This window comes from Lactonifactor longoviformis, assembly GCF_042848515.1.
In the GTDB taxonomy this organism is placed as follows: domain Bacteria; phylum Bacillota; class Clostridia; order Lachnospirales; family Lachnospiraceae; genus Lactonifactor; species Lactonifactor longoviformis.
On sequence record NZ_AP031453.1, the window covers coordinates 114,849 to 139,676 of the forward strand.

Below are 24,828 nucleotides of genomic sequence, written 5' to 3' on the forward strand. Positions count from 1 at the left end.
TATAGAACGGGAAGTAATTAAAGTTTTAACGTGAAAGTACAGGATGTTGTACAAATGAATCTGGTTTTACCCTGGGAAAACGGGGTGCAAATTGAGGAAATTGTACAAAAAGCAGTGAGTAATACAAAGATTATTGATAAAATGTTCACAGAATGTTCAAAAAGTTCACAGATAGTATTTTTTTATAAGGTATTCTATTAAGAAACAGCAGAAAGGAGATAAAAATATGCCGCATATTATCGTACAAATGTTCCCTGGAAGGGATGAAGCATCTAAAAAGGAATTGGCAGAAAAGCTGGCAGGGCTCACTGCAGAGACTCTGGGGCTTTCAAAGAGTGCCGTCTCGGTCACCGTGGAGGAGGTGGCCAGAGAGGAGTGGAAGGACAGAGTATACCGCAAACTCCTGGAGGACAAAAATCTGTTGGTTCCTCCGGGCTATGAGATGTAGGAGTGAAGGATACATATGTATACGAAAGATGAGTGGTACAGATAAATGGGGATTAGTATTGTAATAATGGAACAGATGCTCCAGCTTTTTCTGATAATGGTAATGGGGGGAGTCATAGTCAAAACTGGAGTCTTAAAGGGGCAGGACAGCCATATTTTGTCGGCAGTGACACTGTATCTCATATCGCCCTGTGTGATTTTGGAGGCATTTCAGGTGGATTACACCCTTCGGGTAAGAAACGGGCTTCTTTTGGCTTTGGGAGCTGCTGTCATCATACACATACTAATCCTGCTGTCTCTCCCGGTTCTAGGGCGGATATTCCGGCTGGATGCAGTGGAGAAGGCATCTATTGCCTACTCAAATTCAGGAAATCTGATCATTCCTCTGGTGACAGCCGCATTGGGGAAGGAGTGGGTTATTTACTCCAGTGCATTTTTGTCTGTGCAGCTGTTTTTTATGTGGAGCCACGGAAAGATGCTCCTCTGCGGGGAGAAAAAGATAGCGCTAAGAAAGATATTTTCTAATATAAATATGATTGCTGTTATAGCCGGAGCGGTACTTTTTATATCCGGATGCAGGCTGCCCTCTCTGGTGCGGGGAGCTATGGACTCTGCAGGGAAGATGATAGGTCCCATGTCCATGCTGATTGCCGGGATGCTGATAGGAGATATGAGCCTGAAAAAAGTATTCTCCTACCGCAGGCTGGGGCTGATTACATTTCTGCGGATGATTGTATTTCCGGCCCTTTCCCTGGCAATACTAAAATACAGCCCGCTGGCCGGGCTGACGGAAGACGGGTTTACCATACTTTTGATTACACTTCTGGCGGTTATCACACCAACGGCCTCCTCTATTACACAGATGTCTCAGATATACGGGAAGAATGCGGAGTATGCCAGTGTAATTAATGCAGCAACCTCTGTGGTCTGTATGGTTACCATGCCTCTTATGGTTTTTTTGTACCAGCTATAACATATGATACGGCGTTCCCGGAACCGCGGCGTGTGAACAGCGGCGATATGGGTTGGATTGCTGGGGCAGGAGAGAAAGGGATTGACTTTGAGAAAAAAATATGCTAATATTCCATCAATAGCAAAAGGCGTTGAGAAGAGATAGTAAGTATCCTGAATACTTCAGAGAGAAGCCGGACGGTGCAAGGCTTTGTGGAGGGGTGCTGAACCGGTCTTTGAGCCGCAGGCCGAAAAGAGATGAGTAGGCCCCGCCGGAGTTCCACCGTTACAGGGAAAGAGTATCAGACACAGGATGTGTTACGTACTCGCAGAGAGCAGAATGTAAGTTCTGAAGTTAGGTGGTACCACGGATAATGTATTTATTCGCCCTAAACCGGAGATTTCCGGTTAGGGCGTTTTTTTACTTTATACAGCGCTCCTTCCCGGGAACCTGGCAGGCTAAAATTATTTATGATAATATTTTAAGGAGGAATCTCATTATGAAGATGGAAAGAATAGTAGGAGAGCGTTTTAAGGAGCGCCCTGCAGACTGTGTCATTGACAGCCATGCCCTTATGATCCGGGGCGGCTATATGAAATATGTGGCTAACGGCATCTACTCTCAGTATGCCCCTTTGAAGAGAATCTGCAGGAAAATCGAACAGATTATCAGGGAGGAGATGGATGCCATAGACGGACAGGAGGTACAGTTTCCCGTAGCGCTTCCCGCCAGTCTGTGGGAAGAGACAGGCAGATACGAGAGCGTTGGAAACGAACTGCTCCGCTTTAAAGACAGGAACGGCAGCAAAATGGTTCTGGGCATGACCCACGAGGAGGCCGCGGTTCATCTGGTAAAAGAATACGGGCAGACCTATGCCAAGTATCCGTTTATGATTTACCAGATTCAGACCAAATTCAGGGATGAGGCCCGCCCGAGAGCCGGACTGATCCGTGTCCGCGAATTTACAATGAAGGATGCCTATTCCTTCCATACGTCACAGGAGGATTTGGAAGAATATTATGAGAGATGCTATAAAGCCTATGAGCGGATCTTCGCAAGGGCGGGCATCCCTGAGACCATAGCCGTAGCTTCTGATTCCGGTATGATGGGGGGCAGCCTGTCCCATGAATTCATGCTTCTGACTCCTGTGGGAGAAGACTCCATTGCCATCTGTCCGGAGTGCGGGTACAGGGCGAACGTGGAGATGGCAGAGAGCATCATTGAGAATGAAAAGGATGCAGTTCAGGAAGAGCTGACGCTGGTCCACACGCCTGATATTCACACCATAGAGGATGTGTGCAGGTTCCTGGGAACACCGGAAGAGAAGTCCTGCAAAGCTGTTGTATACCAGAAGAATGCCACGGATGAGTTTGTGGTGATCTTTATCCGAGGCGATCTGGATGTAAATGAAACTAAGGTAACCAATTTCCTGAAAGAGGAGATACATCCCGGGGAGATTACAGAGGGATGCGGGCTTCTGGCCGGATATATCGGGCCTTATAATCTGCCCGACCATATCACTGTGCTCTATGACAGCTCCCTGAAGGGAACCTCCAATCTTTCCTGCGGCGGGAACAAGGAAGAGTACCACTACACAGGGCTGTGTATGGAAAGAGACCTGCCGGAAGCGGAATATCATGACTTTGCTAAGATTAAAGAGGGGGGAATCTGCCCCCAGTGCAAAAAGCCTGCCGTTAAAGTATCCAGAGGCATTGAAGTGGGAAATATCTTCCAGCTGGGAACCAAGTACTCCAAGAGTATGGAGATGAAGTACCTGGACAAAGACGGAACAGAAAAGTATCCAATCATGGGGTGCTACGGGATTGGCGTGGGAAGACTGGCAGCATCTGTCTGTGAGGCACACCACGATGAATACGGCCCCATCTGGCCTATGTCAATTGCTCCATGGCAGGTACATCTGTGCTGTGTAAGGCCGGACAATGAGGAAGTAAAGGGATATGCGGATAAATTATATGAGGAGCTGCAGAGCCAGGGCATAGAAGTGCTGTATGACGACAGAAAAGTAAGCGCCGGTGTTATGTTCTCAGATGCGGATCTTATGGGGGTACCTGTAAGGGTGATTGCCAGCCCAAGGAATATGAAGGAGGGCTGCTGTGAGATTGTAAGCAGAGACAAGAGCATCCAGAAGAAGGCCGGGCTGGATCAGGTGTGCAGTGAAGTAAAACTGCTTGTGGAAGAGATGATGAGATAAATTCTGCAGAAAGAAAGGGGGTCCGGGAAAGCCGGACGCCCTTTCTTTCTGTTGACAGAGGCTCTTACATACCCGGACAGGGTCCTGTTGTCTTGCGGATTACCAGGGTTGGCTCCAGGATAATCCGTTTCGGTTCTACCTGAGATTTCGTCATCAGTGACACCATCAGCCGTGCAGCCTCTTCGCTCATAAGTTCTACGTGCTGGCTCACGGTGGTCAGCTGAATCTGGGAGAGATTGGCGTATTCGATATTGTCAAAGCTTATTATGGACAGCTCGTCCGGTATCTTAATTCCATGGCTGCCGCAGTAATCCATGAAGCCGATGGCCAGAAGGTCATTGGCCAGCAAAAGAGCAGTGGGGCGGCTGTCTGCATCTTTAGCAAAATACTCCTCGGCTGCCTGGTAGCCGGTTTCCAGTCTCCAGTCCTTGTTATAGCTGCAGTACTCTTCCCTGTATTCCAGGTGATAATTGGACAGGGCCTGCCGAAATCCCCGGTACCGGTCATAGGAAGCTGTGGAACTCTGATGATGGCCCGAGATGAAGCCGATCTCCTTATGGCCGAGATTAATCAGGTGACGTGTAGCGATGTATCCGGCCTGGAAGTTATCTGTAACCACCAGGGAGCCATCGTAGTTCGAGGTAATGCGGTTTACCATCAAAAGAGGTATATCCATATTGGTGAGATACTTGTCGGCCGCTTCCGAGTTCACGGTCACAAGGATAATACCCCCGTAGCTGTATTGCTGGGCGATCCTCATGTACTGGGCCTCTTTATCGGGATCATATTCGCTGTTGAAGGTTGTTACGATATATCCCTGCTCTGTGAGATGGCGCTGGATGTAAAAGGCCAGATCAGAGTAAAAGGGATTTCTGATGTCTCCCAGGATTAAAGCTACCATATTACTGGTGCCCCGGCTGAGACTCTGGGCGATGGTGTTGGGGTGATAGCCGATCTCATCAACAAAATCCAATATTTTTTCCCGCACGGCCTTGCTGACCCCCGGGGAATTATTCATTGCCCTGGAAACTGTGGAGGGGGATACCCCAAGCATTTTCGCCACCTCCGCTATCGTATAAGAATGTTCTTTCATAGTGCACTCCTCATTCTCAATGTTCTGACGCCAATACAAGCTTTATTACATATTATACAGAATCCGGGGGAAAAAGCAATGAAGGCCTCTCCGGAAAATAAGAAAACCGCCGCATTCTATGGAAAATGCGGCGGTTTTTACTTAATGGCAGGTAAGAGAAAAAAGAATTTCTCTGTAAGTTTCCCGTTTTGACTCAAAATCTTCAGGAGTAGAAGCCAGGCTGGCAATGACAAGACGTTTGGTTACGTCGCAGTAGGTTGTAAGCTGCAGCGACAGTATAGATTCCTCCTTGCCCAGGGTGCGGTATACCGAATGGTTTGCACGGATGGAAGACTCCATGAGATATGCCTTGTGAGGCAGGTCTTCCACAGGGGTCATGGACAGTATCTTAAAACTGTCCTTTTTGTTTTTCTTCTGCTTCTTCTCATATTGGAGCTTTATCTCGTCCATATATTCATCAATAGTGGTTTCCTTTTTCAGCTTGGCCCAGCGCAGGGCCAGAGAGGCCTGATCCGGACAGCTTTTCTCCGCGGAGCGGTCTATCTTGGCAAATCCGTCGTGAAACGCAAAGGTCTTGCTGGGATTAATGTATACCTGCCAGGTATCCGGATGGAGGATGCCTACCTGATATACCTGAAACGGAATTAAATGATAGGTATTGGGGATGACCTCATGGAGGTATTCTTCCCGCGGGGCGGGGGCGAGGCTCGTCTTGTTAAAACCAAACATGTGCAGCTTCCTTTCTTGTTATGTATTATCTTTTATCTGGCATCAGCGGCTTTCGCATTTACAGAGGCAATAGTAGCGTCTGTCAGTGAGGTAAGCTCTGCGCCGGAGTAGATAATGGAGTCAATTCTCTTATGGTATTTTGCAACAATTTCTTCGGGTACTGTTGTGAACATACTGACAGCTACCAGAAGGATGGTGTTTACCACCAAAGCCCAGATGAGTGCGGAAAAGCCTAACGGAGGCGTGATAAAAAAGGTGAATATAATGGCAACAATCAGTCCTGACACAGTGCCTGCAATTGCCCCCTCCTTTGTAGCTTTCTTCCAGAACAGTCCGAATACGGTGGCGGGCAGAATCTGGGCAAAGAACGGCGACGAAAGCTTATAGGCATAATCCGTGATTGATGCAGGCTTAATGGCAACAATTACAAGTGTAACGACCATGAGAACCAAAAGTACGATTCTTCCGAATTTTACTACTTGTTTAGGGTCTGAGGTACGGCCCTTCAGCTCATATACATGATGCAGGTAAATATCCCTGGATGCCATGGCGCTGGCAGACAGAAGTAAGGAGTCTGCAGTGGACACACCAAATGCAAACAGGCAGAGCAGTGAGATAAAAGCAATAAAAGGCGGTGCGTACTGGGTGGATAAAACTGCAACAATATTGTCAGGCTGTGCAAAGCCTTTTCCCAGAATGGCAGGTGCCAGGATCGCGCCGATGATTACAATCGGGGAGTACACAAGTACATAGGAGATCGGCATCATCCAGGACATCTGGCGGAAGTTCTCTTTGCTGGAGGCCACGAAGGTACGCATAAAAATATGAGGCCAGACAACGGTGGCAATGGCGCCTGTTAAGGCATTGCCCAGCATTCCCTTCCAGTTAAAGGTGCCGTTGGGACCGGGGCAGGACAGAATATCATAGGTACCGTTTTGCTGCATAATGGCAACCGCCTCCGCGAACCCTCCGTTGGGGAAGTAGGTCATAGTCAGGTATACAATTAAAGTTATCAGAGTGCCGAATCCCAGTACCATGTGGAAGGTATCCATCCAGGCAACCGATCCCATACCGCCGCCGATGATATGTAAGGATACAACAATTGTGCCAACTGCCACCGCCACAACGTAGGGGACCATGCCCTCTGTGGTGACAACGACTGCATCCCCAATGGCGATCAGCTGCATGGCTACATAGGGAACGATAAAAAGAACAAGAACGATGGAGATAAATAAGCCAAACCCATCGGAATAGTATCTGGAACGCAGGTAATCCACCGGTGTGGTAAACCCATATTCCTTTCCTAAAAGCCAGAGGCGGTAGCCCAGAATTACAAATAAGAGTCCGGCTACCATACCGCCGGTATTTGAATAAAAGCCGATTCCGTCTTTATAGATGCCTGAAGGGGCACCGTAGAAGGCAAGAGCGCTGAAGACGGAAATGGATGTGGTGCACAGAAGCACAAACGGATTCAGGCCCCTGTCGGCTGTAAAAAACTTTTCAGATGATTCACTTGTGGATTTAAAGGAGCGAAAGCCATGCCAGACAATAAACACGGCATAGACTAGAATTCCTAAAATGATAAAAATTGCTGGTTTCATAATATTCCTCCCGAATCTCTTATGAAAGAGTTAGTATCAATAGATTATTTTAAATCTTTCTGTGTCTTGAAAAAGGCATTAAAGTATATTCCCCAGACGATTGCCGCAGGTACTGGGAGAAACAGAAGAATTCCCAGCTGCAGTGGCAGCCATCCGAACAAAACTGGGTTGGGGAGAACCGTCACAACAATGTAATCGAAAAAGAAATAAATGATATTAAAGATTACAAAAGCAATTTTCACTCCTTTTTTCATAAACATTCCACTCCTTTCTTTAGAAATTTTCCTGAATATATTTTAATACAGGGAATCGATAACGAGAAAATCGAAAATAAATACGAAATCGATTTCTCTTTTTCGGTAACCAAATAATAGCACACGAATCATTAAAATACAATGGGTTTTGTGGCAAAAATAAACAAATTGGTATATAAATATAAAAAATGGGTGAATAATTTGTAAAAAATCGACAAAAACAAAAGGAAATAGCAGGGGAGAACCCAAGAAGTGCGTTTTAATAGAAGAATATCAAAAATGCACAAAATGGTGTGTGCTAATATGTGAATGTTATACATTGACGATAAAAAAATCATTTGTTATGATACATAAAAGAGAAATCGGTTGCGTAAATGCAATCTGTGCGGAGGATAAAATAGTATGAAGGATGGCAATGAACTATGGAAGGATAGATGCCCCGGAGGGATGGAACAAAAAACTCTGGGGGAAGAGACAATCGAAACGTTTCCGGGTCTTATGGATAATCTGTATCAGGCCCTGAGGCAAACGGCGGACAAATTTCCTCAAAGACCGGCCATTACCGATAATTACGGAAAAACCAGCAGCTATGCGCAGCTTTTGGAACAGACGGATCTGCTGGCGGAGTTTCTGAGAAAGGAAAAGCAAATCGGTGAGGGCACCCATGTGGGGCTTATTCTGTATAACAGCGCGGAATTCTGTACGGCATTTCTGGCCCTGCAAAAGCTGGGAGCTGTTGCCGTCCCTCTGCCCGGAAAGTTCAGAAAATCCGAAGTGCTGCCCCTGGCCTCCCGTGCGGAGGCGGAATACATAATCTGCGACGAGGCGTATGCGGACTGGTTTTTTGAAACCTATTCCAGAGAACGGCTGGTGACAGTGACTGATGCAGAAAAGGGCTGGGGATACCGCGAGGAATACAGGGCGGCCGGCTTTGATGAGGAAACCGGCGGCCGTGATGCATACCCGGGCGGCGGCTGGGAGAAGCCTGCGATTATTATGTTTACTTCAGGGACCACTTCCCGATCCAAAGGAGTGCTGCTAAAAAACTATAATATCATGCACGCAGTTGAGGTGTACAGAAGAACCCTGGGGATTACGGAGAAGGATGTGTCGGTGATTGCAACCCCCATCTATCATATTACCGGATTGGTGGCCCTTCTGGGACTGTTTGTCTATACCGGAGGACATCTTTATCTCCACAAGTTTTTTGACGGAGCGCGCATTGTGGAGGAGGCCAGAAGGCATGGCTTTACGTTTATCCATGCCTCCCCCACGGCCTTTAATCTAATCATACAGGCAGGGGAAGGAACGCCCCCCATAGAAAGTCTTCGTTCTTTTGCCTGCGGAAGCAGCAATATGCCCAAGGATAAGCTGCGCAGACTGCACCAATGGCTGCCAAAGTCCAGTTTTCATACGGTGTATGGCCTTACGGAGACCACATCCCCGGGAACGGTCTTTCCCGACGATGCCGCTTCCAGCCCGTATATCGGATCCTCGGGACTGCCTGTGCCCGGTACCCGGTTTAAGATTACAGATGAGAATGGCAAAGAGCTGGAGGATGGCCAGGTGGGGGAAATCTGCATATCCGGTACTCTGGTGCCGCACGGCTACTATAAGCAGACCTCTGATACGCTCCGGGACGGCTGGCTCCGCACCGGCGATCTGGGATACTTTAACCGGGACGGCTATTTGTTCGTGGTTGACCGGATCAAAAACATGATAAACCGGGGCGGGGAAAAAATCTGGTGTTTTGATGTGGAGAATGAGCTGGAAATGATGGATGGAATACGGGATGCCGCTGTGACAGGGATTCCGGATGAGCTCTACGGGGAGGTGGCTGCTGCCGTGGTCTGCCTGGAACCGGGGAGCGGCCTGAATCAGGAATCCATTCAGCAGTACCTGGGGGAGAGAATAGCCAGATATAAAGTACCGGTGAAAATTAAAATCGTAGACAAAGTTCCCCAGACACCCAACGGGAAAACAGATAAGATTGCCATCAGGAAAATGTTAATGGAGGAGTAAAGAATGTTAAAAGCTAAGTTTATTACCGCAGAAGAAGCGGCCGGATATCTGAAAGACGGTATGACCCTGTGTCCGGTGGGGATGACGCTGGTGAGCGCGTGTGAATCAATTTTAAAAGGGATTGAGACCTCCTTTCTGGAAACCGGGCACCCCGCCGATCTGACGCTGCTTCACTCCTGCGGACAGAGCGACCGGAAGGACGGCATACAGCATCTTGCCCATGAGGGTCTTGTGAAGAGAATTATTGGTTCCCACTGGGGCCTGCAGCCCCGGTGGATGGAGATGATCGCCAACAGCCAGGTGGAGGCATACTGCCTGCCCCAGGGACAGATTGCCCAGCTATACAGAAGCATGGCCTGCGGTCTGCCGGGAAAAATGTCAAAGGTAGGGCTCGGTACGTTTGTAGATCCCCGGTATGAAGGGGGCAAGATGAATGACCGGACCAAAAAGCTGGATGACATCGTGGAAATTATGGATTTACACGGAGAGGAATATATGTTTTACAGGGAGATTCCGATCGATGTATGCCTCATAAGAGGCACGGAATGCGATGAGATGGGGAATCTGACAACCACGGAGGAGGCCATGAAGCTGGAAGTCCTTCCCGCAGTCCTTGCGGCCAAGAGGTATGGGGGAAAGGTAATCGCCCAGGTAAAGCGGGTGGTGCAGACAGGAACGCTGAACCCTAAGGATGTAACGGTGCCGGGCGTTTTTATCGACGGCATCGTGGTGTGTGAAAATCCAGAGCAGGACCACCGGCAGACTTCATCCTGGGTGTATGACCCATCCTACAGCGGCCAGGCCAGGGTTCCGCAGAATGCCATAGAGCCTCTGCCCTTAAATGTGAGAAAATTTATCGGCAGAAGGGCTGTACAGGAGGTATATGCCGGATGCGTGGTGAATCTGGGAACGGGGATACCCAATGATGTAATAGGGAATATCAGCAATGAAGAAGGAATCAATAACGATATTATGATTACTGTAGAGTCCGGTATCTACGGCGGGGTACAGGCCGGAGGCATAGACTTCGGCATCGGCCGGAACCTGTATGCCATGATAGGCCACCATGAGCAGATGGATTACTACAATGGGGCCGGTGTTGATATTACCTTTATGGGATTCGGAGAGCTGGATGGAGAGGGAAATGTGAACGCCACGAAAATGGGACCCAGGTGTACCGGGTGCGGCGGTTTTATAGATATCACCCAGAATGCCAAGAAAGTGGTGTTCTGCGGTACCTTTACAGCAGGCGGGTGCGAATTTTCCTTTGAAAATGAAAGGCTGACCATAGTAAAGGAAGGAAGGATCCGGAAAATGGTAGGCCGGGCAGCCCAGTATTCCTTTAACGGGAAGCTGGCCAGAGAAAAGAGTCAGGAAGTATATGTGGTAACTGAGCGTGCGGTATTTAAGCTTGTGCCGGAAGGGGTAATGCTGACGGAGATAGCCCCCGGCATTGACTTAAAAACCCAGGTACTGGATTTGATGGATTTTGCTCCTATAGTAAGCAGCGAGCTGGCACTCATGGACGTGCGGCTGTTTAACCAGGGGCCTATGAATATGAAACTGTAAAAAAGAGAGGAGAAACAAGATGAGATTAGAAGGAAAAACAGCTATTGTAACAGGCGCAGGCAGAGGACTGGGTAAGGGAATTGCCCTTAAACTGGCACAAGAGGGAGCCGGCGTAATGATCTGTGACATGGTGGAGGAAAATGCCCAAAGCGTGGTTCAGGAGATTGAGGCATCCGGGGGAAAGGCCTCTTACCAAATCTGCAATGTAGCGGTCCTCGATGAGGTAAACGCATTATTTGAAAAGACACTGGATGCATACGGAAAGGTAGATATTCTGGTGAATAATGCCGGGATCAACCGGGATTCCATGCTGCATAAGATGTCCGTGGAACAGTGGGATCAGGTAATTGCCGTTAACCTTACTGGCACTTTTTATATGACACAGGCAGCTGCAAAACTGATGCGGGAACAGGAGAGCGGCGCCATTATAAATATTTCTTCCGCCAGCTGGCTGGGGAATGTGGGACAGGCCAACTATGCGGCTTCCAAGGCGGGCGTGGTCGGACTGACAAAGACAGCGGCAAGAGAACTGGCAAAAAAAGGGGTGACCTGCAATGCCATCTGTCCGGGCTTTATAGAGACAGATATGACTAGAGGCGTTCCGGAAAAAGTATGGGACATTATGGTGGGAAAGATCCCTATGGGCCGCGCAGGCAAGCCCTCAGATGTTGCGAATATGGTGGCATTTCTGGCTTCAGAGGAAGCAGACTATATTACCGGAGAGGTAATTAATGTTGGAGGCGGCATGGTGCTGTAAAAAAGGGACAGGGATCCCAAAAGAAAGGATGAGAGGAAATGGAGCTGAATAAAGTAGCTGTAATCGGCGCCGGACTTATGGGCAGCGGTATCGCCCAGACCTGTGCGCAGGCAGGATATGAGGTAGTAAATGTAGATGTCTTCCCGGGTGCTCTGGAGAAGGCAGAGGCTAACCTGAACGCCTTGTTTGACAAGAAAGTGCAGAAGGGGAAGATGACGGAAGGGGAAAAATGTGAGATCCTGGGAAGAATCTCCTACAGCAGCACGTACGAAGATGTAAAAGGCGCGTATCTGATTGTGGAGGCAGTTCCGGAAAAAATAGATATAAAAAAGGAAACCTTTGCAAATCTGGATCAATATGCAGATGAGGAAACCATCCTCGTTTCCAACACTTCAGGCTTAAGCATTTCAGAGATCGCCGCAGCCACAAAAAGGCCGCACAAGGTAATGGGAGTCCATTTCTTCTATCCGGCACCCGTAATGAAGCTGGCAGAGCTTATCCGGGGGCTTGCCACCTCCGATGATACCTACCGCACGGTGCGTGAATTCGCAGAGCGCATAAAAAAGACCATTGTAGATGCCCCTGAGTTCCCGGGTTTTATCGTAAACAGAATCCTGGTTCCTATGCAGAATGAGGCGGCATTTATGGTAATGGAAGGCTGCAGTCCGGAGGATGTGGACAATGCCATGAAGCTGGGGGCGAACCATCCCATGGGTCCCCTGGAGCTTACGGATTTTGTGGGGGTGGATGTGATGCTGGCTACCATGACAGGGCTGTACGAAGGATTCCATGACAGCAAATACAGACCGTGTCCTCTGCTGGAGACTATGGTGAAGGCCGGTCATCTGGGCCGCAAGAGCGGCCGCGGATTCTATAAATACGAGTAAAGAGCAGATGTTCAGATAAGATGAGGAGGAAGCAGGATGAAAGAAGTAGTAGCAGTAAGCGGTGTAAGGCTCCCGGTGGGAGCTTTTGGAGGAAGTCTGAAAGATATTTCCGCTATCAATATGGGCGCTATGGTGGTGAAAGAGGCAGTAAAACGTGCGGGAATTGCACCGGAAAAGGTGGATGAGGTTATCATCGGACAGGTCGGACAGATTGCAGAGAATGGATTTGTAGCCAGGGCCATCAGCCTGAAGGCAGGTCTTCCCAATGAGACTACAGCATACTCTGTAAACCGACAGTGCGGATCCGGTCTTCAGGCCATTGCCGACGCTGTGATGGAGATTCAGACCGGATATGCCGACATAGTAGTGGCCGGAGGGGCGGAGAACATATCTCAGCTGCCTTATTATGTGAAGGACGCAAGGTGGGGAGCCAGAATGGGTCACAAGGTCTTTGAGGATGGAGTGATTGATATTCTCACATGGCCGTTAGGCCCTTATCACAATGGTGTAACGGCGGAAAATGTGGCAAGAGAGTACCATGTGTCCAGAGAAGAACAGGATGCCTTTGCCCTGGAAAGTCACAGAAGAGCAGTACAGGCAATCAAAGACGGGAAATTCAGGGACGAGATTCTTCCTGTGGAGTTAAAGGACCGGAAAGGGAATGTCACTGTATTTGACACCGACGAGGGCCCCAGAGACGGGCAGACCATAGAAAAGCTCCAAAAGCTCAGACCCTGTTTTGTAAAGGACGGAACGGTTACCGCGGGGAATGCATCCAGCCTGAATGACGGGGCCGCTGCAGTAGTTCTTATGAGCCGTGAGAAGGCAGAGGAATTAGGAATAAAACCAGTGCTTGCCATCAGGGGATATGCAGTGGCCGGCAATGACGGGGCCCTTATGGGCTATGCGCCTAAGCTGTCCAGCGAAAAACTGGCCGGAAAGCTGGGATTAGATTTACAGGCCATTGACATGTTTGAGATCAATGAGGCCTTTGCCAGCCAGGCAGTTGCGGTATCCAGAGATCTTGGCCTGGATATGAATAAAGTAAATATATACGGGGGAGGAATCTCCATCGGCCATCCCATTGGAGCAACGGGCGCAATTCTTACAGTGAAAGTAATGTACGAGCTGGCGCGTACGGATAAGAAGGACGCCATGATCAGCATGTGCATCGGCGGAGGTCAGGGAATCTCTATGTATGTTACAAAGTGTGAATAGAACAGCAAGAAAAACCGGATATCAGTCCGGTTTTTCTGCTGCCTGAACCTGAGGTCCGGACAACGGCTGCCTGCCGTCTCTTCGAAGGCATTCTTTGTTTTTACAGGTACTGCAGTCATGAACTGCGGCGAAGCAGTCCTGTTTGTGGGTTAGCTCCAGGATATAGCCCATACTCCTGGGGGGATGAAAGACATAGCTGTCGCTTACAGTGACTCCTGTATGCTGGTTTTTTTCTATCTTTTTTAGGATGATCTGCTGTGCTTTCCAGGGCAGCTGTTCCGGAGCTTCTAAACGCCTTTTGATTCCCACCTCCCTTCTTCTGCACTCAGCTTTTACTGCAGCAGCAACGGTGCTGTCCATAGAGAAGAGCAGCTCCTCGGCAGCCTTATCCGCCAGCAGCCCTTTCAGAAGGGTGTCCTTAGCGCAGGAGACAACATAGGGTTCTGCTCCGCTGCCCAGGGTAAGCAGACAGTACCAGTGGGTTTTGCCAAAGCAGATCCATGCACAGGGGGACACGGCGTTTCGCAGGCCCTGCACGATTTCGGGATATATTATTTCTGCTTTTTTGTAAGACGGCATCCCGGGATAACATTCTGCTGTCCGGAAGACACGCTCTTTCTCTAATGTAAAATCAAATGCAGTTATTGTTTTTACAAGTTCCACTATCATTCCCCCCGGCTTCTGTCCTGCTGTATTCATTTCTACTTAAATACTACGGTATAGATCTGTACCAGCATGATCACAGCCAGTACCATATAAAACATCCGCCGGACCGTCCTCTGGCTGATCAGGTCAGTGACCTTCCGGCCGATCAGACCGCCGCAGATCCCTGCAGGCACGCAGTAGAGCACCAGGGAGAGATCTGCATATCCGCTCATGGTATAGCGTACCATAGAACCGGAGGTGGTGAGAAGGGTGATTAAGATACTCTGTATCGCCGCCTCCTTTGGCTCCAAATCCAGGAAGACCAAAAGCACAGTCATCAAGAACGGACCGCCCCCTATGCCGAAAAAGCTGGAAAGCATACCGCAGCTCATGCCGAGAAGTACCTTGAGGAGAGGATTCTCCACGGCCTTCATCTTTACTCTCTCCCGAACAATTACAGATACCAGCATGACCAGAATTGCAGCCAAATACGCTTTGTTCACAGTATCTGCAGGGACATATGCCATCATGGAAGCGCCTACAAAGCTGCCGGCAATCCCTCCGAAGCCCATATAGACAATATTATTTAGTTTTACCTTATTGCCCTGTGCCTTATAGGTAATCAGATTTGTAGCTGCCATAGCAAGGACTGTGAAGGATGAGGTGAAGGAGGCCAGACCCTTTGAGACATCAAAGAGATTCAGCAGGGGCCGCAGGATCATACCTCCCCCCACACCTACTACTGTGCCGATGACAGTGGCTGCTAAAGCTAATATGAAGTAAACCATGGGATCCCCTCTTCCTTAAAATAGTTTCATGCCTTTGCAGAATTGGTAAGCTCCCATGATAATCAGCATGGTGTACACAAGAACAGACACGAGTTTTTTGTTGAACTTCTTAAACAGGTGAAGGCCTGCGATGCCGCTGATGATAACGGCAACGGCTCCGGGTATCAGGTATTTTACGGTCTCAGTGGTGTAGGAACCTGACATAAATTTGAGGATAGTGGCCCACCCGTACATCATAAAGAAGTTAAATTCGATACAGGCTTTATACTGAAGGGGGGAATCTGCCGCCGCATTATAGTAGATGGCCAGAGGCGGTCCCCCAATGTTCAGAAGACCTGTAAAAACACCGGCTACAAATCCCGCGATTCCGCCGTTTGCATAGGTGGGTTTTATCTTAATGGTTTTTTTCATGGTGGCAAAGAAATAAATGCCTACAATCACAAGGAATACGCCCAATACCAGCTGCATCGTGGTGGCTGTTGTAAATGTCATAATCCATGCACCGATAGCTGTGCTGATAAAGGATACCACGAGGGGTACAACACTCATTTTCCAGTTGATATTTTTATGGAGCTTAATGGTCATCTGGATACCAATAATTGTGAGCATAGCCGGGGTCAGTGCCGATGCTTCCGGAAGGGCAATAACCAGAGGAAGAAAGGACATCCACACCATAGCGGATCCAAAGCCTGTGATACCCTGGACAAACGCTCCGGCAAAAGCAATAACAAATACCATAATATAAGTAAACATAATCATTTCACCTCCCAAGGTCTGATTATAGTAGATTTGCTACAGCACTTTGTACATAGGGTGTTCTTTTGTCAGGGGACAGATTCCCCCGGAGCGCTTCCCGTAGACGTGGAATGCGTTTACTGCCGCAACAGAGGGCATAACCCAGCGGCATCCGTCCAGGGGACCGATAAATAGAAAATTACATCCGTTTGCTGCCAGATAGGAGTTAACTGATGCATCCACGGCTCTGAACTGTTCAGTGCTGATGGTTTCCTTGTTTCTTAGCCAGGGGCTGGCATAGGTGGCGTTTGACGGCGCCGTACCGACCGGAATTCCCAGTTCCTCTTTGATCACTCTGGCGGCATAGGGGATGGTCCCCATATTAGAGAGATCCAGCGCGGGAATATCTACCATGATTTTCGTCATTCCAGCCCGGGCTGCTTTGTCCAGGAAGCCCTCCTTTCCTCCCTTGCCAGTGAGTACCTTATATGGTCCGTCAGCCTTTTTGCTGCCGGGATTGTAAGCCTGAATGACAGACGCCTGAATGGGAAGCCGGGACAGAACCTCCAGCTCCTCTGAGGTGCTGAAGCCATTGATGGAGTTATAGACGATTCCGTCCAGCATCCCCCTGCGGTTAAGCTCCTGAAGTGCTGCAATCCGTACCTCAGGCAGAGTTGCATTTAATAATATCGGGGCATCAGTAATACCTTTTAAAAATGTTATATACCGGATCAGGGCTTCCGGGGTATTGCCGATAACGTCAAGCATGTACTTTACCCCCAGCTGCTCGGATAATGCATTGCAGGTTTTTATCAGGGCACCTGCCTTTTCTTCGTCAAAGCTTCCGGTCTGCGGATCCTTTACAATCCGGTGATTCATATAAAATATACTGCCGATGAGTACCGTGGGGATTTCCCCGTAATCGCCCCCGATCCTTACGTTGCCAATTGTAAAATCCTTTTCAAAACAGTCGTATAATTTTTTTTGCTCCATAAAAGTTAACCTCCGCTTGGTGCCGGGCATTCAGGCTGACCCGTTCCGCTTAACATTTTCCGTATTTTTTCATAGCGTGCATCCAGGCTTTCACCAGCTCCGGCTTTGAGGTATCGTTAAGCATATTGGGTCCCATCAGGAAAAAACCTTCATATCCCCTGGCATATGTATCGATATATTCTTTTACCAGGGTCTCCATCTCATCCTCTGTCAGATTGGCAAAGGCCGCAGGCGCTATTCCAAACCACAGGCACGCCCCGTAAGACTTCAGAATATCCAGGATTCTCTTAATATCACAGTTTAATGCCCAGGGCGTTGCCACATGAAATACGGTATTGCCGGCCTCGCAGGACTCTATAACAAATTTCTCGATATCAGCAACCTCATCAATGCCGGACTGGGAATGCCATCTTACCCCGGGCGGGGTCATGCATGCCAGCGCTTTCTGAATCTTCATATAGGCAGGCATAAATAATTCGTTGTATTGTTTGGGGCTGCACAGGGACGGAGATCCGGTGGCGTCTGCCATTGAGATGCCCACGGCACCCCGATCCAGAAGGGCTTTTCCTATAGTTATTGTCACGTCAGCACAGTAGTCCAGCAATTCCCGGACAAAATCCGGCCTCCTTTTCATATCAACTACAAACTTGCTGGCACCTCTCAGGCAGCAGGCAAGGGAGATGGGTCCGCTTAAATGGCCGATAACAGGGTAAATGTCTCCAATCTTCTCTCTCAGCAGCGCTACGGTATCCAGAACTACCGGAAGCCTTCCGTCTGTTTCCGGGTTAATTGCTTTCAGGAGCTTCAGATCCTCAGGCTTTTTCAGCACGGCAGCCTTTGGAACGGAGACTGCGTCCTCAATCATATCAATGTCTACACCCATTATTTCCGGTGTTACAGAGTAGAGGTCCACGTTCGTCCATATAGTGTCAAACCCGAATTCAACTAACCCTGCCAGCATGGATTCACATTCTTTCAGATAATCGGTCTCCAGGTCACGTACCTTATAATCCACCAAATACCTGGGGTATTCTCTGTAAAATGCCCAGGCCATAAGGCGGTCCGGTTTTGCGTGGTGGACGTTTACGCAGTTGAATCTTTCCAGGGGAGTCATCCGTTCCCCGGAATTCATTACCTGTTCATGCAGCTGTGCGGCCAGCCTGTCAATTCTTTCATTTGATTTCATAAATTAGCACTCCTTCCCCGGACTATGCCTGTAAATCATCCATTAAACGGTTACACACCCGAATACACTCATTTCCGTTTTTAGACCATGCATCCGCCAGTACCTGCGCTGCAGTCTCGGGATTGGTGGAAGCCCCGCCGATGGTGATTTTTACTTTACCCCTCAGTCCCTCGGCTTCCAGCTTTTCCGCCGTTTCCTTCATATACTTAGTAGTCTGCAGCATGGGGTTAGACATGGCGAGGATATCGGCATTGACCTCTTTTACTTTACTGATGAAGGTGTCCGGGGCTACATTAGTACCTAAGTCATAGACTTTGTAGCCCGCCCCGCTCAGCATAGCCGCAACTATATTCTTTCCGATTTCCTGGCTGCATTCCTTTACCACTCCAATTACTACGGTTCCTTTGTCTTCTCCATCCTTTTGTTCCAACAGGGGCTTCAGAATATCCAGTGCTTCTGTCATGGCGTCCGCAGAAGCGGCCAGATCCGGAACAAAATACTCTTTCTGGTCATACTTGTCTGAGACCATCTGCATACCCACAACCAGAGCCTTGTCAATAATATCCGCTGCCGGAATTCCCGCATCCAGCGCTTCCTGGACAAGCTCCGCCGCATCGTCCCCTTCTCCGTCCACAATCACGTCAATGATAGGCTGAAAATCAAAATCGCACATAAAATACCTCCTTTGGTTCACTTTTTACGGGTTACTATTTAAAATATAGCGCTATAAATAAACACAGAGTGTTTATATACATTTAAACGTATATACGTTTATACCTTTATAAAAAGCGCAAGAATACCAGATGTATTCTAATGCGCATGGCTTTCCTATTCATCTTGTTACACTAAAATAATATCGGCATCTGTCGCCGCGGATCAGTGCATGGCTGTATATTGCCGGTTTATTATCATGCTGATAAATGACACGGTCCATGACCAGTGCAGGCAGACCTTCGTCAAGATCTAAAAGTTTTGCATACTTCTCGTTAATAATGGTGGGCTCTACAAATGCGGAAACCCGGGTCAGATTAATATTATAATCCTGTACGAGTATCTCAGTCAGCAGCTCAGTATCGAAGTTGCGCTGCTCCAGACCTGGAAACGCAGCGGCCTCCAGATAGTTTTCCTCGTAGATCCAGGGCTCTTCATCAGCCCAGCGGATGCGGATGAGATGAATTACTTCTGATTTTTTATCTATCTCCAGTCTGTCAGTGATGCTTCTCTTGCCCGGAATGACTTCTTTTAATAAGGTCTGTGTCTTAAGAGTAAGTCCCTGCTTCCGGATTCCCATGCCGAAGCTGTAATCCCCCAGAAGGTCATGGTTCAGACTGGGCCTTCTCACACAGGTGCCCTTTCCCCGTTCCTTTGTAACATACCCTTTTTCCGCCAGCATATTGATTGCCTGCCGTACAGTTCCACGGCTTAGTCCAAAGGTATCGCACAGTTCTGACTCTGACGGAAGGAGATCTCCTGACTTCAGGACTCCTGTCTGTATTAAATGGTAGATCTGCTCTTTCAGCTGATAATATAAAGGCACCATACTCTGTCTGTCCAATGTAATGTCCAAAGTGGTGACCAAAATTTTACCTCCTTTTTGCTACGGTTTCTTATGAAGTGGTTTCAATATAACATATAAACGTATAGACGTCAATACAATTGGCGATTAGTATAATATTTAACGAAAATTTCGTGATAACTCCATAAGTTATCTCATCTTTTTTGTGCATTATAACTTGTAAAACACACATATATGTTTTTACTGACAATCTGTGGAGGAGAAATTTTGAACGAAAAGGGTCTGAAATGAAGGAGAGCCAGCATCCTGCGGGGGATGCTGGCTTTAGAAAAAGAAAAAGTTTTGCGTTAGGTTGTTGGCCTCTTAACAATTATTATAATACAGGTAAAATGTGATGAATCTGTGATGAAGAGTTGAAAAAAATATAAACTGTGTATAAAGACTTTGGGAGTAAGATGACTTGCTAAAGCTTATGTAGGCATGGGCGCCCTCAAAATGGTTTTAAATCAATATAAATAATATTCTTATAAAAAAGAAGTATATATTTATTGAAAAACTTTCCGTGTTTCTGTACTGTTATGATGAAAGAATAGTTTTATTATTAAATATCAAATAGCGGTCATGCTTGTATGGGCGTAATGGAGGAAAAATGAAAAATACTATTATCTTTGATCTGGATGGTTTGCTCATAGACAGTGAGCGTATAACCTGCCGGCTATATCAGCATATGCTTTCTCAATATGGATGCTCTTTATCTCTTTCTGAATATGCAGAATATTACAGTGGAAAAACAGCAGTGGAAAATATGACAGATCTGGTGAATGCCTTCAGAATCCCCTTAACAGTGCGGGAGGGTTTGAATAGGATGGGAGAATTAGAGCACAGATATCTGGAGGAGGGAATTCCTCTGAAAAAGGGAGCAGGAGAATTGCTTTTTTATCTAAAAGAAAATAAGTATAAGACAGTACTGGCTTCATCTAGTACTGAGGACAGGGCGATAAAGATTCTGGGCTATCATCATTTAACAGATATTTTTGATGCCATGGTTTTTGGCGCAGAGGTAAAGCGGGGAAAGCCTGAACCGGATGTGTTCCTGAAGGCTTGTGAGAAGATAAAAGAGCCGGCGGAAAATTGCCTTGTTCTTGAGGACAGTGAAGCGGGAATACAGGCAGCATTTGCGGCTGGCATTCCAGTAATCTGTATCCCCGATGTAAAAAAACCTGCTGTGAAATATCTGAGGTTAACTGCGGCAGTTCTGGACTCTTTGGCAGAGGTAAAAGGTTATCTGGAAAAAGACACACCCTAGTACAGTCTTGATAAGTTTCGGTGAATATAGCAACCGCTGTACAGCTTTATGGTGTCTGATTAGAAACAGACTGCAGATAATTTTTTCTATATTGGCTGGGAGAGCACCTCATATATTTTCGGAAGACCTCTGCATAGTAGGAAGGACCAGAAAAGCCTGCTTGAATGGCGATTTCGGTAATTGGAAAGTCCTCCTGCCGCAGCAGAGGAAGGCTCTTTTCTATTCGGTATTGCAGTAGAAAATCAAAAGGAGTCTGGTGTAGTGTTTTCTTAAAAAGCCGGCAGAATTCGCTTTTGCTGGTATGACTTGCAGCTGCTATCTGGTCTAATGTGATGGGATCGGTATAATTATCATAGATAAAGGCCAGAGAATTTTTTAGACGCCGCAGCTGCTTGTTTCTAACATTTTGTGAAATTTGATTTTGTCTGGAGATACGAGTTAAATATTCCTGATAATAACGAAACACATAGTACCAGAATTCGCAGAGAATTCCCTGTATTAGAAGCTCATACCCCAATTCCTGGGCTTGCGTAACTTTTATAAGCTTTTCAATAAGAGGCCTGAGAGGGCCATATTCCTCCTTTTCTCCATTAAACAGAGCATAAGAGAAATTTACATCCTGGACGAGAGGGTTTATATAAACTTCTTCTGTGCGGCTGTGCTCAAAGCCATGGATAATAAGAGGATCGAGACAAAAACAAAAATACGTACAATCACTGTTCTGATATTGCTCGCCGGCATGAAGTACGTTGGCGTTTACGAATAAGATATCTCCCTTTCTCAGATGAAAGGACTTTTGATTCGCAATATAGGTCATCTCGCCGTCTACGACATAAGTAACCTCAATCTCAGGATGCCAGTGTGCAGGAAAACTACAAAAGGGATACATGGAAAGTACTATATTGAGAAGGTTAAAGGGAAAACTGAAGTCTCCTTGAGGGTTCAGTTCTCGCATGTTTTTATCAATGATAATCTCTCTGTTCATAATAAAGAACCTCCCTATCTTTGCCTTGTTATTATAACTCTAATTATATAACAAATTTGTGAGAGAAAACAAGTCTAATCGTTAAATATCTCACAAATAAGTGATAAATAGACAAAAATATCTAAAAATAATCTGACATAAGGTACTTAATTTAATATAAACCTAATGTGCTCCTTAGGACAGATATATTGCCAAAAAGGTTCAATTCGCAGAGGACAGAGGATGTTTCATTTATAAGCAATATAGTGATTAGAACTGCAAATATTGTTATAGGATAAGGGTACTTTAGGATATAAAATATACTTAACAGATAAGCAAAAAACAGATAGAAGAAAATACGACAGCAGTTCTGCTTATATAAAGAAAGACTGGTGGAATTATGGAAGCATTACAAATTGTAGTTGTGGAAGACGACGCAATTATATTGTGTGGTCTGAAGATGCAGCTTGAAAAAATGGGACATACTGTAGCCGGAATTGCATTGAATGGAGAGGATGCCGTCCGGATTATCAGGAAAGAACAACCGGATTTTGTGCTCGCTGATATAAATATTCCGAAGAAAGACGGGTTGACGGTGGTCAAAGAAGCTTGTCTGGAAAATATGATACCAACTGCTATTCTGACAGGACATTATGCAGATGATTTGTTAAAGCAGGCCAATATTCCCTGTGTATACGGATATCTGATGAAACCAGTCAGTTTTGAACAATTGGGGGCTACGATAGAGCTTGCCTGGAGCAGACATAAAAATCTTTTGGAGACAGAAAACCGGGCAATCAAATCGGAGATACTATTGGAAGAAAGAAAACAGATAGAACGCGCCAAGGGTATCATCATGGATACACTTGGTCTAAAAGAGGAAGAGGCCATGAAATATATCCAGAAGATGGCCAAGGATCAGCGGAAAAAACTGGTTGTGGTCTCAAGGGAGCTTATCAGAGCCAGGGAGAAAAATAGTATATGATAAAGGATGCATTATGTTTGTTATAAATCACGTGACAGGAGTAGACTGCACGGTACTTATGAATTTCTTTTTTCAGCAGGAAAGGGGGACGACGCAGGTCCTGCTTTCCCAGGATACCGTTTTCCTGGATGAATTGCAGGATGTAATTACAGGAAAAAGGCGGATATGTGAGGGTGAGATTCTTCTGGATGGAAATAGGTTGGACAGAGCGGATTGCTGTTTTATTGATCGGACAATACAGGTGTACAGACAGCAGAGTATAGCAGAAAATATTTTCCCGGATAAAAGCTTTTTCGAAATTCGGAGGAAAAAGACACAGGAGTCTCTGCTAGAATTAATGAGAGAGACAGGGCTCGAGCTGGATATTAGGAAAAGGACTTCTCAGTTATCGGTCAATGACAGCCTGTTTGTTGAGATGCTTAGGTTCTATGAAAGAAATCCGAGTTTGCTGCTTGTCAGAGATATCAGCAATTATATTTCTGCAGAAACGCACTTGGCCTTTGTTAGTGTGCTGAATAAGATGAATGAGAGAGGGACAACAATTTTATACTTGACAAATCGTATTGAAACTGCAGTCAGAATACGTGCAGACCTTTCAGTGATTCGAAACTGCGCAGTGGAAAAAACATACAAAGCGGTGGATGTGGCGGCTAATCCAAGCAGTATCTTTTTGGATTCTTTTGGGGACTCTGTAGAAAAAAGTATCGAAAAAAAGGAAGAACAGTTTTTGTTGTCCCTGCATAAATTGAACCATCATAGTCAGAGCGCTAAGGTGGAAAAAGACATAAAAAATATGCTGTTAACCTTTTCTCAATATGCGAAGTATGAGATGTCTGCCTCCTCAGGTGTGATTTATTTGATTAGTCAGGAAGAGCAGAGAATCATTGAAAAGGTCGATAGCAGCGCTGAGATGGTACCTTGTGCTCCAACGCTCCGGCAGGATATTGTGCTGCAAATGGCCGGTCAGAATACGATATCATATTTAACAGATGAGGTCAGGGAGTTTTCCGCTTTATTTACGGAGGATGCCAGCATTCCTATGACCATGATATGCCTGGGAATGGAGTTTGACAGCGGGTTCTCTCTGCTGCTTCAGATGAATTATGACTGCCGATATATTTACACCAAAAAGGATTCTGCAATGCTGCAGTGGATTGCTCAGGAAGTAGGCGTTTATCTTGAAAACGCGGTTCTTATGGGAAATTCTATATTACTGCGCGAAAGCCATCATCGGATTAAAAATAATCTGCAGATTATTGTGAGCCTGCTGGAAATGGAGAAGATAGTTTTCCCAAATGCCATGCAGAAGGCGGATATGAGCCAGAGATTGGATGCTGTATTTGACGGAACAATCAACAGAATCAAGTGTATAGCCAGTATTCATGATTTATTGGCAGTCAAGAACGGCATTTCCTCCTGTGAGATTGGGAAAATCAGTAAAACAGTATGTGATTTTTATAATACGCTGGCTCATATAGAAATCGAGGCAGAAAGGGTGCTAGTTCCCTATTCAAAGGCTGTTTCCGTGGCACTGGTGATTAATGAGCTGGTATGCAACAGCGTGAAACATAATGCGGTACACAGGGGAGAAAGATTTGAGATCACTATTGCTATCCGGCGTCTGCGGGAAGAGCACGGGATACAGATTTTGTGTAAGGATAATGGAATTGGATTTCCGGGGGAGATGTCAAAAACAGAAGGTACAGGTATTGGGCAGATGATCGTGGAATCTGTGATCGTACTTGAGTTTGAAGGAACCATTGAAAGGTATAATGATGGAGGCGCGAATATAAAGATTGTCATTCCGGAAAAGGCCATGCTCCCAATAGAAAAGAGAGAAATACCAACATAAATAGGTAAAATTGCACAAAAATAGCAATGTAAATCAGTAAAAAATAAACAAATAATGAATTTATCATAAAAAAGCTTGACTATATGTTGTATATTGTGTATGATATATTTACCGTAA

23 protein-coding genes and 1 other annotated feature are annotated in these 24,828 nt (G+C 46.6%); of the genes, 11 read left to right on the forward strand and 12 right to left on the reverse strand.

Features of this window, described 5'->3' with window-relative positions; translation table 11 throughout:
* Positions 1-226: 226 nt before the first annotated feature.
* From ACGHCT_RS00525 to ACGHCT_RS00535, 3 genes are all read left to right on the forward strand, one after another.
* Positions 227-448, forward strand: a complete 222-nt coding sequence (locus ACGHCT_RS00525; RefSeq protein ID WP_072852276.1) for a 4-oxalocrotonate tautomerase family protein — start codon at positions 227-229, stop codon at positions 446-448.
* A 45-nt stretch (positions 449-493) separates the two neighbouring features.
* Positions 494-1,420 carry an AEC family transporter gene (locus ACGHCT_RS00530; protein ID WP_072852278.1) on the forward strand — a complete coding sequence of 309 codons (927 nt, stop codon included), beginning with the start codon at positions 494-496 and terminating at the stop codon, positions 1,418-1,420.
* A 121-nt stretch (positions 1,421-1,541) separates the two neighbouring features.
* Positions 1,542-1,793, forward strand: a binding site (T-box leader).
* Positions 1,794-1,898: 105 nt separating this feature from the next.
* On the forward strand, positions 1,899-3,611 hold the full coding sequence (locus tag ACGHCT_RS00535) for a proline--tRNA ligase (RefSeq protein WP_072852291.1): 1,713 nt from the start codon (positions 1,899-1,901) through the stop codon (positions 3,609-3,611).
* A 64-nt stretch (positions 3,612-3,675) separates the two neighbouring features.
* Here the strand turns inward: ACGHCT_RS00535 and ACGHCT_RS00540 are convergent, their stop codons facing one another.
* The 4 genes from ACGHCT_RS00540 to ACGHCT_RS00555 form a co-directional block, all read right to left on the reverse strand.
* On the reverse strand, positions 3,676-4,704 hold the full coding sequence (locus tag ACGHCT_RS00540; RefSeq protein ID WP_072852293.1) for a LacI family DNA-binding transcriptional regulator: 1,029 nt from the start codon (positions 4,702-4,704) through the stop codon (positions 3,676-3,678).
* Positions 4,705-4,845: 141 nt separating this feature from the next.
* Positions 4,846-5,433, reverse strand: coding sequence for a hypothetical protein (locus ACGHCT_RS00545; protein WP_072852305.1), 588 nt, complete (start codon positions 5,431-5,433; stop codon positions 4,846-4,848).
* 32 nt (positions 5,434-5,465) lie between these two features.
* On the reverse strand, positions 5,466-7,034 hold the full coding sequence (locus ACGHCT_RS00550; RefSeq protein ID WP_390437568.1) for a sodium:solute symporter family protein: 1,569 nt from the start codon (positions 7,032-7,034) through the stop codon (positions 5,466-5,468).
* Between the two features lie 44 nt (positions 7,035-7,078).
* Complete coding sequence (locus ACGHCT_RS00555) at positions 7,079-7,288, reverse strand: hypothetical protein (RefSeq protein ID WP_072852309.1); 210 nt, start codon at positions 7,286-7,288, stop codon at positions 7,079-7,081.
* 402 nt (positions 7,289-7,690) lie between these two features.
* Here ACGHCT_RS00555 and ACGHCT_RS00560 point away from each other — a divergent pair, with 402 nt between their 5' ends.
* Genes ACGHCT_RS00560 through ACGHCT_RS00580 form a run of 5 tightly spaced genes read left to right on the forward strand, consistent with a single transcriptional unit; the run spans position 7,691 to position 13,741 of the window.
* Complete coding sequence (locus ACGHCT_RS00560) at positions 7,691-9,310, forward strand: class I adenylate-forming enzyme family protein (protein ID WP_390437569.1); 1,620 nt, start codon at positions 7,691-7,693, stop codon at positions 9,308-9,310.
* A gap of 3 nt (positions 9,311-9,313) precedes the next feature.
* Positions 9,314-10,879 (forward strand): acyl CoA:acetate/3-ketoacid CoA transferase, encoded by a 1,566-nt coding sequence (locus ACGHCT_RS00565; RefSeq protein WP_390437570.1) that lies wholly within the window; start codon positions 9,314-9,316, stop codon positions 10,877-10,879.
* A 19-nt stretch (positions 10,880-10,898) separates the two neighbouring features.
* On the forward strand, positions 10,899-11,636 hold the full coding sequence (fabG, locus tag ACGHCT_RS00570) for a 3-oxoacyl-ACP reductase FabG (RefSeq protein ID WP_390437571.1): 738 nt from the start codon (positions 10,899-10,901) through the stop codon (positions 11,634-11,636).
* A 38-nt stretch (positions 11,637-11,674) separates the two neighbouring features.
* Positions 11,675-12,523, forward strand: a complete 849-nt coding sequence (locus ACGHCT_RS00575) for a 3-hydroxyacyl-CoA dehydrogenase family protein (protein WP_390437573.1) — start codon at positions 11,675-11,677, stop codon at positions 12,521-12,523.
* A 36-nt stretch (positions 12,524-12,559) separates the two neighbouring features.
* Entirely contained in the window at positions 12,560-13,741 is a 1,182-nt protein-coding gene (locus ACGHCT_RS00580; protein ID WP_390437575.1) for a thiolase family protein, read from the forward strand.
* 21 nt (positions 13,742-13,762) lie between these two features.
* Here the strand turns inward: ACGHCT_RS00580 and ACGHCT_RS00585 are convergent, their stop codons facing one another.
* The 7 genes from ACGHCT_RS00585 to ACGHCT_RS00615 all read right to left on the reverse strand — a co-directional run bounded on the left by ACGHCT_RS00585 (position 13,763) and on the right by ACGHCT_RS00615 (position 19,667).
* Positions 13,763-14,404, reverse strand: coding sequence for a hypothetical protein (locus ACGHCT_RS00585; protein ID WP_390437576.1), 642 nt, complete (start codon positions 14,402-14,404; stop codon positions 13,763-13,765).
* A gap of 38 nt (positions 14,405-14,442) precedes the next feature.
* Complete coding sequence (locus tag ACGHCT_RS00590) at positions 14,443-15,174, reverse strand: sulfite exporter TauE/SafE family protein (RefSeq protein WP_390437577.1); 732 nt, start codon at positions 15,172-15,174, stop codon at positions 14,443-14,445.
* Between the two features lie 15 nt (positions 15,175-15,189).
* On the reverse strand, positions 15,190-15,927 hold the full coding sequence (locus ACGHCT_RS00595) for a sulfite exporter TauE/SafE family protein (protein WP_158641003.1): 738 nt from the start codon (positions 15,925-15,927) through the stop codon (positions 15,190-15,192).
* Between the two features lie 39 nt (positions 15,928-15,966).
* A complete protein-coding gene (locus ACGHCT_RS00600) occupies positions 15,967-16,902 on the reverse strand; it encodes a hypothetical protein (RefSeq protein ID WP_072852327.1) in 936 nt (311 codons plus the stop codon).
* Between the two features lie 49 nt (positions 16,903-16,951).
* Positions 16,952-18,088 carry a uroporphyrinogen decarboxylase family protein gene (locus ACGHCT_RS00605; protein WP_390437578.1) on the reverse strand — a complete coding sequence of 379 codons (1,137 nt, stop codon included), beginning with the start codon at positions 18,086-18,088 and terminating at the stop codon, positions 16,952-16,954.
* 22 nt (positions 18,089-18,110) lie between these two features.
* Entirely contained in the window at positions 18,111-18,761 is a 651-nt protein-coding gene (locus ACGHCT_RS00610; RefSeq protein WP_072852331.1) for a cobalamin-dependent protein, read from the reverse strand.
* Positions 18,762-18,920: 159 nt separating this feature from the next.
* On the reverse strand, positions 18,921-19,667 hold the full coding sequence (locus ACGHCT_RS00615; RefSeq protein ID WP_072852333.1) for a GntR family transcriptional regulator: 747 nt from the start codon (positions 19,665-19,667) through the stop codon (positions 18,921-18,923).
* A gap of 586 nt (positions 19,668-20,253) precedes the next feature.
* Between ACGHCT_RS00615 and ACGHCT_RS00620 the strand changes: the two genes are divergently transcribed.
* Positions 20,254-20,910: an HAD family hydrolase gene (locus ACGHCT_RS00620; protein ID WP_390437579.1), complete on the forward strand. Its 657-nt coding sequence runs from the start codon at positions 20,254-20,256 to the stop codon at positions 20,908-20,910.
* A 46-nt stretch (positions 20,911-20,956) separates the two neighbouring features.
* Here the strand turns inward: ACGHCT_RS00620 and ACGHCT_RS00625 are convergent, their stop codons facing one another.
* Entirely contained in the window at positions 20,957-21,895 is a 939-nt protein-coding gene (locus tag ACGHCT_RS00625) for a helix-turn-helix domain-containing protein (RefSeq protein ID WP_390437580.1), read from the reverse strand.
* 379 nt (positions 21,896-22,274) lie between these two features.
* On the opposite strand from ACGHCT_RS00625, the gene ACGHCT_RS00630 reads away from it, so the two are divergent.
* Positions 22,275-22,859, forward strand: a complete 585-nt coding sequence (locus ACGHCT_RS00630; protein WP_390437581.1) for an ANTAR domain-containing response regulator — start codon at positions 22,275-22,277, stop codon at positions 22,857-22,859.
* 13 nt (positions 22,860-22,872) lie between these two features.
* Positions 22,873-24,711 (forward strand): histidine kinase dimerization/phosphoacceptor domain -containing protein, encoded by a 1,839-nt coding sequence (locus ACGHCT_RS00635; RefSeq protein WP_390437582.1) that lies wholly within the window; start codon positions 22,873-22,875, stop codon positions 24,709-24,711.
* The last annotated feature ends 117 nt before the right edge of the window (positions 24,712-24,828 follow it).

Excerpts from the sequence above, each read along its gene's own strand:
- ACGHCT_RS00625 (WP_390437580.1), bottom strand. The coding sequence starts at position 21,895 with ATGAACAGAGAGATTATCATTGATAAAAACATGCGAGAACTGAACCCT.
- ACGHCT_RS00525 (WP_072852276.1), top strand. The coding sequence starts at position 227 with ATGCCGCATATTATCGTACAAATGTTCCCTGGAAGGGATGAAGCATCT.
- ACGHCT_RS00635 (WP_390437582.1), top strand. The coding sequence starts at position 22,873 with ATGTTTGTTATAAATCACGTGACAGGAGTAGACTGCACGGTACTTATG.
- ACGHCT_RS00610 (WP_072852331.1), bottom strand. The coding sequence starts at position 18,761 with ATGTGCGATTTTGATTTTCAGCCTATCATTGACGTGATTGTGGACGGA.
- ACGHCT_RS00540 (WP_072852293.1), bottom strand. The coding sequence starts at position 4,704 with ATGAAAGAACATTCTTATACGATAGCGGAGGTGGCGAAAATGCTTGGG.
- ACGHCT_RS00555 (WP_072852309.1), bottom strand. The coding sequence starts at position 7,288 with ATGAAAAAAGGAGTGAAAATTGCTTTTGTAATCTTTAATATCATTTAT.
- ACGHCT_RS00550 (WP_390437568.1), bottom strand. The coding sequence starts at position 7,034 with ATGAAACCAGCAATTTTTATCATTTTAGGAATTCTAGTCTATGCCGTG.
- ACGHCT_RS00565 (WP_390437570.1), top strand. The coding sequence starts at position 9,314 with ATGTTAAAAGCTAAGTTTATTACCGCAGAAGAAGCGGCCGGATATCTG.
- ACGHCT_RS00530 (WP_072852278.1), top strand. The coding sequence starts at position 494 with ATGGGGATTAGTATTGTAATAATGGAACAGATGCTCCAGCTTTTTCTG.
- ACGHCT_RS00535 (WP_072852291.1), top strand. The coding sequence starts at position 1,899 with ATGAAGATGGAAAGAATAGTAGGAGAGCGTTTTAAGGAGCGCCCTGCA.
- ACGHCT_RS00595 (WP_158641003.1), bottom strand. The coding sequence starts at position 15,927 with ATGTTTACTTATATTATGGTATTTGTTATTGCTTTTGCCGGAGCGTTT.
- ACGHCT_RS00580 (WP_390437575.1), top strand. The coding sequence starts at position 12,560 with ATGAAAGAAGTAGTAGCAGTAAGCGGTGTAAGGCTCCCGGTGGGAGCT.
- ACGHCT_RS00600 (WP_072852327.1), bottom strand. The coding sequence starts at position 16,902 with ATGGAGCAAAAAAAATTATACGACTGTTTTGAAAAGGATTTTACAATT.
- ACGHCT_RS00590 (WP_390437577.1), bottom strand. The coding sequence starts at position 15,174 with ATGGTTTACTTCATATTAGCTTTAGCAGCCACTGTCATCGGCACAGTA.
- fabG (WP_390437571.1), top strand. The coding sequence starts at position 10,899 with ATGAGATTAGAAGGAAAAACAGCTATTGTAACAGGCGCAGGCAGAGGA.
- ACGHCT_RS00575 (WP_390437573.1), top strand. The coding sequence starts at position 11,675 with ATGGAGCTGAATAAAGTAGCTGTAATCGGCGCCGGACTTATGGGCAGC.
- ACGHCT_RS00545 (WP_072852305.1), bottom strand. The coding sequence starts at position 5,433 with ATGTTTGGTTTTAACAAGACGAGCCTCGCCCCCGCCCCGCGGGAAGAA.
- ACGHCT_RS00620 (WP_390437579.1), top strand. The coding sequence starts at position 20,254 with ATGAAAAATACTATTATCTTTGATCTGGATGGTTTGCTCATAGACAGT.
- ACGHCT_RS00560 (WP_390437569.1), top strand. The coding sequence starts at position 7,691 with ATGAAGGATGGCAATGAACTATGGAAGGATAGATGCCCCGGAGGGATG.
- ACGHCT_RS00630 (WP_390437581.1), top strand. The coding sequence starts at position 22,275 with ATGGAAGCATTACAAATTGTAGTTGTGGAAGACGACGCAATTATATTG.
- ACGHCT_RS00605 (WP_390437578.1), bottom strand. The coding sequence starts at position 18,088 with ATGAAATCAAATGAAAGAATTGACAGGCTGGCCGCACAGCTGCATGAA.